Source organism: Maribacter sp. ACAM166, assembly GCF_005771495.1.
Taxonomy (GTDB): Bacteria; Bacteroidota; Bacteroidia; order Flavobacteriales; family Flavobacteriaceae; genus Maribacter.
The window spans coordinates 1-8,717 of record NZ_VAUW01000070.1; the positions used below are offsets into that span (position 1 = coordinate 1).

The 8,717-nt window shown below is 35.6% G+C and carries 3 protein-coding genes and 1 pseudogene; all 4 read right to left on the reverse strand.

Annotation, left to right across the window (positions count from 1 at the left end; translation table 11 throughout):
• Nucleotides 1-182: pseudogene (locus ES765_RS21000) on the reverse strand (IS1595 family transposase); the annotation flags it as partial.
• Between the two features lie 72 nt (nucleotides 183-254).
• Nucleotides 255-3,662 (reverse strand): VCBS repeat-containing protein, encoded by a 3,408-nt coding sequence (locus ES765_RS21005; protein ID WP_138116440.1) that lies wholly within the window; start codon nucleotides 3,660-3,662, stop codon nucleotides 255-257.
• A gap of 181 nt (nucleotides 3,663-3,843) precedes the next feature.
• Nucleotides 3,844-5,484 carry a RagB/SusD family nutrient uptake outer membrane protein gene (locus ES765_RS21010; RefSeq protein ID WP_171017398.1) on the reverse strand — a complete coding sequence of 547 codons (1,641 nt, stop codon included), beginning with the start codon at nucleotides 5,482-5,484 and terminating at the stop codon, nucleotides 3,844-3,846.
• A gap of 14 nt (nucleotides 5,485-5,498) precedes the next feature.
• Nucleotides 5,499-8,540, reverse strand: a complete 3,042-nt coding sequence (locus ES765_RS21015) for a SusC/RagA family TonB-linked outer membrane protein (RefSeq protein WP_138116444.1) — start codon at nucleotides 8,538-8,540, stop codon at nucleotides 5,499-5,501.
• Between the last annotated feature and the right edge of the window lie 177 nt (nucleotides 8,541-8,717).

Below are 8,717 nucleotides of genomic sequence, written 5' to 3' on the forward strand. Positions count from 1 at the left end.
GTATGCCTGCAGATATTACATTGTCTGGAAAAATCATCCCGCCTCTGACAAGCCGTATGATTACATCTTGAACATTTAAATGCTGTTCTGGACTTGGTCGAAGCTAGATATTCCTTACAATCATTATACGTTTTGAAGCAATCAGAGAACTCTAGAAGAGTTTGACCTTTAAATATGTCCATAATAATATATATTTACTGACAGTTAAGATACGAACTTAACTACTGACCTCTATTAACTTATATAACTCCCCATTAGTGTATTAATTGAATTGCTTGTATGGAATCATTGTTTTTAGATATGATTATATTATTTCTGTTTCCATGCTTTAACGATTTCAGATCTCTTACATCTCCTTCAATCCATATTCCTAATTTATCATTTTTAACTACATTATAACCGCCTTTTCCATTGCCCTCCAGCAACAGCCCTTTTCCTGCATCACTAGGCCCATATTGAACTCTAAAGGGATAAAAATTACCTGCTAACAAAACATCTAAATAATTATCGCCTGTAAAATCTTTAATTATTGCTCCCTGAATTGGTGAAAATTGTGCCTCTATCGGTAGTGGATGACCTTCAAACGTATCTCCTTTGTTTTCCAGATACAAACTCTGAAGCTCATAGATACTCATGTGTTTAGCCTTGTTCAATTGATCAATCGAAAAAATATCTTCAATTGTTGCCGAAGCATAAGAGCTATATTTCAAGAATTTCTTTTTTAATAAAGGAAATTCATCTTGCATTTCATCGAGGGAGGCAATTGGGTAACTCTTTCCTTGCACATAACTACAAATTACTGACGACGTTAATCCATCTCCACGAAAATCACCGGCATAAACCTCGAGCGGTTCATTGGCCGTAACTTTAAATGGCATATTTGAGCCCATATTCCCGACAATCAAGTCAATATCTCCATCTCCATCTATATCAGCTTCATTAAGACTTTGCCAGAACCCATTACTCTTTCCTAAATTTAGATCGCTGGTTCTTTCAGTCAATCTTCCATCCTCGTTAACAAAAATACGAATAGGCATCCATTCCCCAACCACAACAAGATCCAGCCATCTATCATTATTTATATCGACCCATATGGCATCTGTGACTAATCCTGGCTTTCTTAAAAGTGGATTTACTTCATTAGTCGCAATAGTAAATTTCACTTCACCCGTTAATCGGTCTGTATCATTTCGCAATATTCCACTTGGAGAACTTAATGGATAGTTCCCTGGAAAAACACCTCCGCCAACAAATAAATCTTCATCACCATCATTATCATAATCGCCAGCAGTAACACAACTTCCGTTAGAAAAAGCTAATGGCAGCGAACTCTTAGGCGCACTTTGGAAATTACCCTCACCATCATTTAGGAAAAGTCTATTCTTTAAATTCTCTGAATTTAAAGAATATTCACTTCCTCCACTAACTATATATAGATCGTAGTCTCCATCGGAATCTGCATCAAAAAAAGCTGAATCTATAGTTTCTAAATCAAGGTTGTTTTTCCAACATTCACTTTCCTTTTTCTTATATGAACCGTTTAATTGGGCAACGAATAATTGATCACACTGTCCTGCAGCACCTCCTACAAAAAAATCGTCAAGACCATCATTGTTTATATCAGCCACTGATAATTTTGGGCCTAATCTTGAGTTCTGTTTTAGTGCCAACCGGTCAGTCTTGAATTCGACAAAGTTATTTTCACTATGCAGGAATGAAATTCCAATATCGTTTGTAACGTCACTAAAAATTTCTTTCGGCCTTGAATATTCTTTAATCTCAAATTTAGGTTCTAGTAAAGTTTCATCAAATTGAATCAGTTTATTTATATTAATATTCTGCTGAGTTGTTATTTTTCCATTAGGCCATTGAATTTTAATATTAGCCTTATTGCTTTTTCCTATCCCAAAATTAAGTATGGGATCTACCGATGATTGAAAACCTTTGGTAGTAGAGTTTTCAAGAAATTGAACTATAGAATCCGAGGAAATCCATACTTTAGCCCCTAAGGCAAAGGTATTTTTGTCTTTTCCCTTTAGTTTAATTTTTACAAAGTTATTTTTTGTTTTTTCATCTGTTGTATTCTTATATATACTAGCAAGTTCATTAGTATTGTTTATTATTAAATCTAAATCTCCATCGCTATCTAAATCCGCATAAGCCGCTCCTGTCGAAACCGAGGGATTGGTAATACCCCAATTATCACCAACATTTTTAAATGTTAACCCATCATTATTTTTAAATATATAGTTAGGGACTTTGGTTGATGGCATTTTTTTTACTAATTCATAAATAACATCCGCATATTCATTTTTACCTTTATTGTCTAACAATTCGCTCCCTCTCGCACGAACTTTACTAAGAACCTCATTCACATCAAATTTCATAAAATCCATATTCGTATAATCACGTAGGTAGCCATTTGTAATGAACATATCTTTTAAGCCATCATTATCATAATCTGCTGTTAACACAGCCCAACTCCAATCTGTGTTTGATATTCCTGAGAGTTGCCCTATTTCACTAAAATGAGGAATCCCCTCTTTATCGATTCCACGATTTAACTGTAGCATGTTGCGCATTTGCTGTCGATGATAGCCGCTATCCACTGCCAGTTGATACCTATCATACTCATCAGGACCTTTTAATAATTTTTGTCTGTAATTATCTGCTGGAAGCATATCCAGCGTAACCAAATCAACTAAACCATCATTATTCAAATCTGCAGCATCATTGCCCATAGAATATTTTGATATATGTCCAAATGATTTTTTTGTGGCATCTATAAATGTTCCATCTCCATTATTTAAGTACAAAAAATCTTGTTCATCATAATCATTGGATACTAATATATCTGAAAATCCATCCTGATTAAAGTCGCTAATTGCAACTCCTAGACCAAAATTCAACCCTCCTCCATAAATACCTGCGCTTGAACTAACATTTATAAATTTTCCATTATCATTTCTGTAAAGTGAGTTTCCAAAAAATGGATGTCTAAAGTTTCTCAACTTTGTGCTATTATAGAATGGTGCATAGAACGTTTTTGAATGGTTCAATAGAAACATATCCAAATCACCATCTATATCATAGTCTAAAAAAGCTGCTTGGGTACTAAAACTTCCGGGCACATCAAGACCATGTTCGGCAGCAGCATCAATAAAAATTGGTATAAGGTCTTTGTTATTCCCCTTATTGATAAACAACTGATTTGATCTATCTTCCTTGGTTCCTAAACCAGAATAGCACACATATATATCAAGTAACCCATCTCCATTGACATCGGCAACACTTACACCCGTCTTCCATCCTTCCTTTCCTTGCACACCTGATAATAAAGTAACATCTTCAAATTTAAAATTACCCTTATTAATATATAGTTTGTTCTCTACTGTATTTCCCGTGAAATAAATATCGGGGAGACCATCTTCATTAAAGTCTCCAATGCCAACACCCCCTCCATTGTACAGGTATTCATATTGCATTACATTCAGCATCTGTGTTTCTACAATCTCATTTGTAAACGAAATGTTAGTTTGCCCGGGTCCTAATGACTCAAATAAAGTTCGTTGTTTATCCTTACAACCAAAAAGAATAGTTGCAACTATTAAAAAAGAATAAAAAGCTAATAAAGAATATTTATGTTTTTTAACTCTACTCATAAAAACTAAATGATGTTTAATAATAATAGTCCAAATCAATTACCAATATTTGAATTCAAAAAGAGCCTAATTCAAACTATGGTTAAAATAACTTCCACAAGTTATAAAAAAGAGCTGCGGGCATGAAACCTGCAGCTCTCAAACTTAAACTAACTAAACAATAATTCAAAAAAACTCACTCTTACCATCCTGCTATTTGCTTAGCTGCAGGATTTTTCTCTATCTCAGATTGTGGAATTGGAAATACATATAATTTTGCTGGAAAACTACGTGTTTCAAATTCATATCGTGTATACTCAAACGTATCACCAACTTTTTCTATTTTCATGCCTATTAGGGGGCCGTTTAATAAATTTTCTGCAATACGCCATCTCCTGATATCAAAGAACCGATGATCTTCAAAAACAAGCTCAACTCTTCTTTCATTCCTGATTTTTTCCCGCATTGCATCCTTACTTAGACCACCAGATAAATCAGGTATTCCTGCTCTTTGTCGTATAGTGTTTATTGCGTTATATACACTTCCATCAGGGCCACTAGCTTCGTTTTTAGCCTCAGCATAATTCAATAAAACTTCTGCATATCTAAAATATATCCAATCTTGATCACTACTTTTAGAATATACAGGAAATTGTTCTTCATGGAATTTACGTAATTGATATCCCGTTTTAGAATCTTCCGGTTCAAATGTTACATCAGCTCCTCCGGGATACATTTCCATAGTATGTCCACGAAAAACAGACCCATTATGAACCACAGTTGCCTCAAATCTTGGGTCAAGATTCTCATAAGGATTACTAGGGTCAAATAGGGGAGATGTAGTTTGGGGTTCTCCATCAATCATATCGTAAGAATCAACAAAATTCTGTGTAGGTACACAACCACCCCAACCCGCGTCATTTGGTCCTTTAAAGGAGCGAGGAGAATTAATAACATCAAATCCATTATTTACACCAAAATGAACTTTATCTGGGCTCTGAAATTTTTTGGCAAAAATCACTTCATTGTTATTCTTTTCCAGAAACAAAGTTCTATAATCCTCAAATAAGGTGTATTCAGTATTGATAATTGTATTCGCAGCATCTGCGGCATCTACCCATCGTTCAGCATATAGCAACACTCTACTTTTTAGAGCATAAGCCGCTCCAGTAGTAGCCTTCCCTTCTTCAACCTGACCCTTTTTGGATAGCAATGGCATCGCCTTATCTATGTCTGAAATAATAAAGTTGACCACTTCATCATAGGTAGATCTAGGTATTTGTAAATCATCATCTGGGGTCAACGGTTTATCAATAATTGGAACCCCAGTTGGCTCATTTCCATCAGATTTCATCCCATAAAACCTTAATAATTCGTGATATATCATCGCTCTTAAAAAATACACTTCTCCTATAAGCCTATTTTTAAGAGATTCATCTTCGAGATTTTTAAGGTTTTCTAGCGCTACATTTGTTTTACGTGCCAAATTGTAATAATCAGCCCATGTTTCTGCCCAGGGAGCATTTGAAGGTAAAAATTCTCCACTTTGCAATTGTTCGGCACTTGTCCAAGGCATACATACGTCACCATCATCTGTCGTTCCATCAAGAAGATATATACCTTTACCCCAACCTTCGTAATTACGATCAAACCCCGAGTGTAAATTTCCGTAGATTCCATTAACAAATTGTATTGCACCTTGAGAATCAGACCATATAAATGTTTTGGTAAGTGTATCCTTGGGTAATTGATTAAGGATATCTTTATCACAGCTTAACAGAATCACACTGAATAAAATACATCCAAATCCAAAACGATTTAACTTTTTTAGTTTGTTTTTCATTTTTTTAAAATTTTTTAAAATTGAAAGTTTACTCCTGCATTCCAAATTTTTAACTGAGGATGATCCCATCCTCTTCTATCGCCATTTTCTGGATCAAAGTTCTCTATCTTTGACCATGTAAATACATTGTTTGCGTTTATATAAATGCGTAAACCTTTAATGAATTTTTGCCCTAATGCTTCTAAAGGCACATTATAAGACAACTCTATATTTTTAAGACGCACATAAGACGCATCTCTCAACCAATAGGAAGAGTTTCCGATTTGGTTCATATTGTCTTGCGTAATCAATACCCGGGGTTGACTTGCATTTGTATTTGTTGGAGTCCAGCTATCTAAATTTGACTTCCGTGCACCAGCACCAACGTGAAATGGCCATGCACTTTCATTTGTATAAAATTGATTAACGTTAGTTGCACCTTGGAACAAGAAGGATAAATCAAGATTTTTATAAGTCAACCCTCCTATATAACCGAAAATTATCTCAGGGGTATTGCCCCTTCCTATCTCAACGCGATCTAAATCATCTATTGCACCGTCACCATTGACATCTTTGTAACGAATATCTCCCGGCCCTACATTGGTGCCTATCTGAGAAGCCGCATTATCTACTTCTCCTTGATTTTGAAACAGCCCAAGATCTTGGTATCCAAATTCTGTTCCCAAAGGCCTTCCTGTTCTTCTGATATTAAGATTTCCTGCAATAGGTTCATCAATAAATACAACCTTATTTCGAGCATATGTGAAATTGGCGTTCATCGAATATCGTAAATCTTTACTTATAGAACCTCTATGACCTAAGGCAAACTCAATTCCACTATTGTCAACTTTAGCTAAGTTTTCAACAGGCAGTCCAACTCCAAGAAGACTGGGAACAGATGCATTTCGGAATGCAAGAATATCACTCCTCTTATCAAGGAAAAAATCTACGTTTGCAGACAACTTTCCTCCCCAAAGAATAGCATCTAAGCCAATATTAAGTTTTTTTACGGTTTCCCAAGTAACATTGGGGTTAGAAAGGTTTCCTTCAACAATAGCCGGTTCTACATTCGCATCCCCGAAAACTGCATTTCCGTTTACATTAAATGACTGAAGATAAAGAAACCTAGCTCCTTGCAATCTATCATTTCCCAGTATCCCATAAGACCCTCTAATCTTCAAAAGATCAATGCTTGATGATTCAAGAAACTTCTCTTTTGATATTACATAAGCAGCTGTTGCAGATGGAAAAAAGCCCCAGCGTTTATCTTTTGCAAATTGTTCCGAACCATCCACACGAAAACTAGTTTCAAGTATGTACTTATCATCATGCGTAAAGTTAACTCTCCCTACAACACCTTGTCTTCCGCTACTTCCAGAATAACCGCTATTATTACGATTGGTCGCACCGCCAAAATCCATTTCATCAATACCCAATGTAAAACCTTCACGGAATGCCCCTAAAAAATTCCAGTTATCCTCTGTTTGGGTATACAAAAGCAATCCTGATAATTGATTCTTACCTATTGTTTTCTCATAGTTAAGATGGGTCTCCAAAGTTATAGATTGGTTATCAAAATGATCTTGATTTAATGAATTTGCAGGAAGAGGTTGTTCCTCAAACGTATTATCAGCACCACGGGTGAAAAAAGGTTGGGTGAAAAAAGTCCAATTTTTATTTCCGGTAAAAGTTTTATCATAAGAAACTATGCCTTTTATAGATAACCCTTCTATTGGCAATTGTTGAAGTAATTGGATACGCCCTCTAAACGCTTGTACTCGTTTGTTTCTATATCCATTTTCAGGTAGCGCCGCATAAACTGGATTGCCAGGATATTCTCCATTTGACCATTTTACCGGAAATCGAATCGGAGGTATCCAACTTAACTGTCGAAAAATATTATTATTAGAATTTATAGGGTCTGATAATGAAATATTATTAATTTGCTCATCTCTACCCGAAAGATCAAATGACAATCGAGTTGTATTTGTAACATCTGCATCAATATTAGATCTGAAATTATACCTCTTAAAATTATTACTAGGAACTATCCCATCTTGGTTTAAATAACTCAATGATGTAGCGTAACGTAATTTTTCATTACCACCGGTTGCCGAAAGATTATATTTGCGTATGGTTGCGGTTTTCTTTAAGATTTCCTCAGTCCAATTAGAGCTTGGATGTGTATCGGGGCTACTTTGGTCCAAATATTTTTGTAAATCATCTTGAGAATAGAGAGGGGTATCTCCTTGATTAGCTAATCCCTCGTTATATAACTTTGCATATTCATATGACCCAAGATATTCAGGCGTTCTTGTAGTTTGCTGGACTCCAATGTTCGTTGAAAAATCGATTTGCATTTTTCCTTCGACGCCTCTCTTTGTCGTTACAAGTATAACGCCATTTCCAGCCCGTATACCAAAAACTGCCGCACTTGCCGCATCTTTAAGTACAGAGAAAGACTCTATTTCATTTGAGCTCAATTGGTTAAAATCGCTAGCTGGGCGAACTATACCATCAATGACATAAATAGGAGACGCATTACCCAAAGTACCTATACCTCGAATAAAGATGTTGGAAGCATCTTCGCCAGGCGCACCAGAGCGTTGAGTGGCTATTATACCAGTAGATTGCCCTACCAACGCATTACTCAGGTTTGCTGTAGGATTTCGTTTAATCTCCTTTTGAGCAATAACAGAAACAGAACCAGAAATATTGCTATACTTCTGTTCACCATATCCAACTACCACTACTTCTGATAATTGCTGTAAACCTTCGGTCATAACAACATCCAATAGTATTTGGTTTTCTATAGCGATTTCTATAGAATTAAAACCGGCATATGAAAATACCAGGGTTTCATCTATATTGGTTTCAATAGAATATTTTCCGTTAAAATCCGCAACGACTCCTCGATTTGTATTTTTCACCAAAATGGTTGCCCCAATCAATGGTTCGCCAAAATTGTCAGTCACAGTTCCACTTACCGTCGATTGAGCAATTGCAGAGGACCCAATGAAGAATCCAAACAGTATACTCAGATATTTAAAAAGCTCCTTATGTGTATTTGTTTTCATAAAATTAAATTTTAATTGCTAATAAAATAGTTCTACAATAGATTGTATACCAATAGCGTCCTAAACGATTAAAAAAGAGAAAGGGAATTCTGTTCCTCAAAGTTACCTTTGTGGTGCACTCAAAACCACACCTTTCTCTTATGTTAAATATAACCTTGTTTTCCCAAATCATCTCGA

Coding starts and splice junctions, on each gene's coding strand:
- ES765_RS21005 (WP_138116440.1), bottom strand. CDS start 3,662: ATGAGTAGAGTTAAAAAACATAAATATTCTTTATTAGCTTTTTATTCT.
- ES765_RS21015 (WP_138116444.1), bottom strand. CDS start 8,540: ATGAAAACAAATACACATAAGGAGCTTTTTAAATATCTGAGTATACTG.
- ES765_RS21010 (WP_171017398.1), bottom strand. CDS start 5,484: ATGAAAAACAAACTAAAAAAGTTAAATCGTTTTGGATTTGGATGTATT.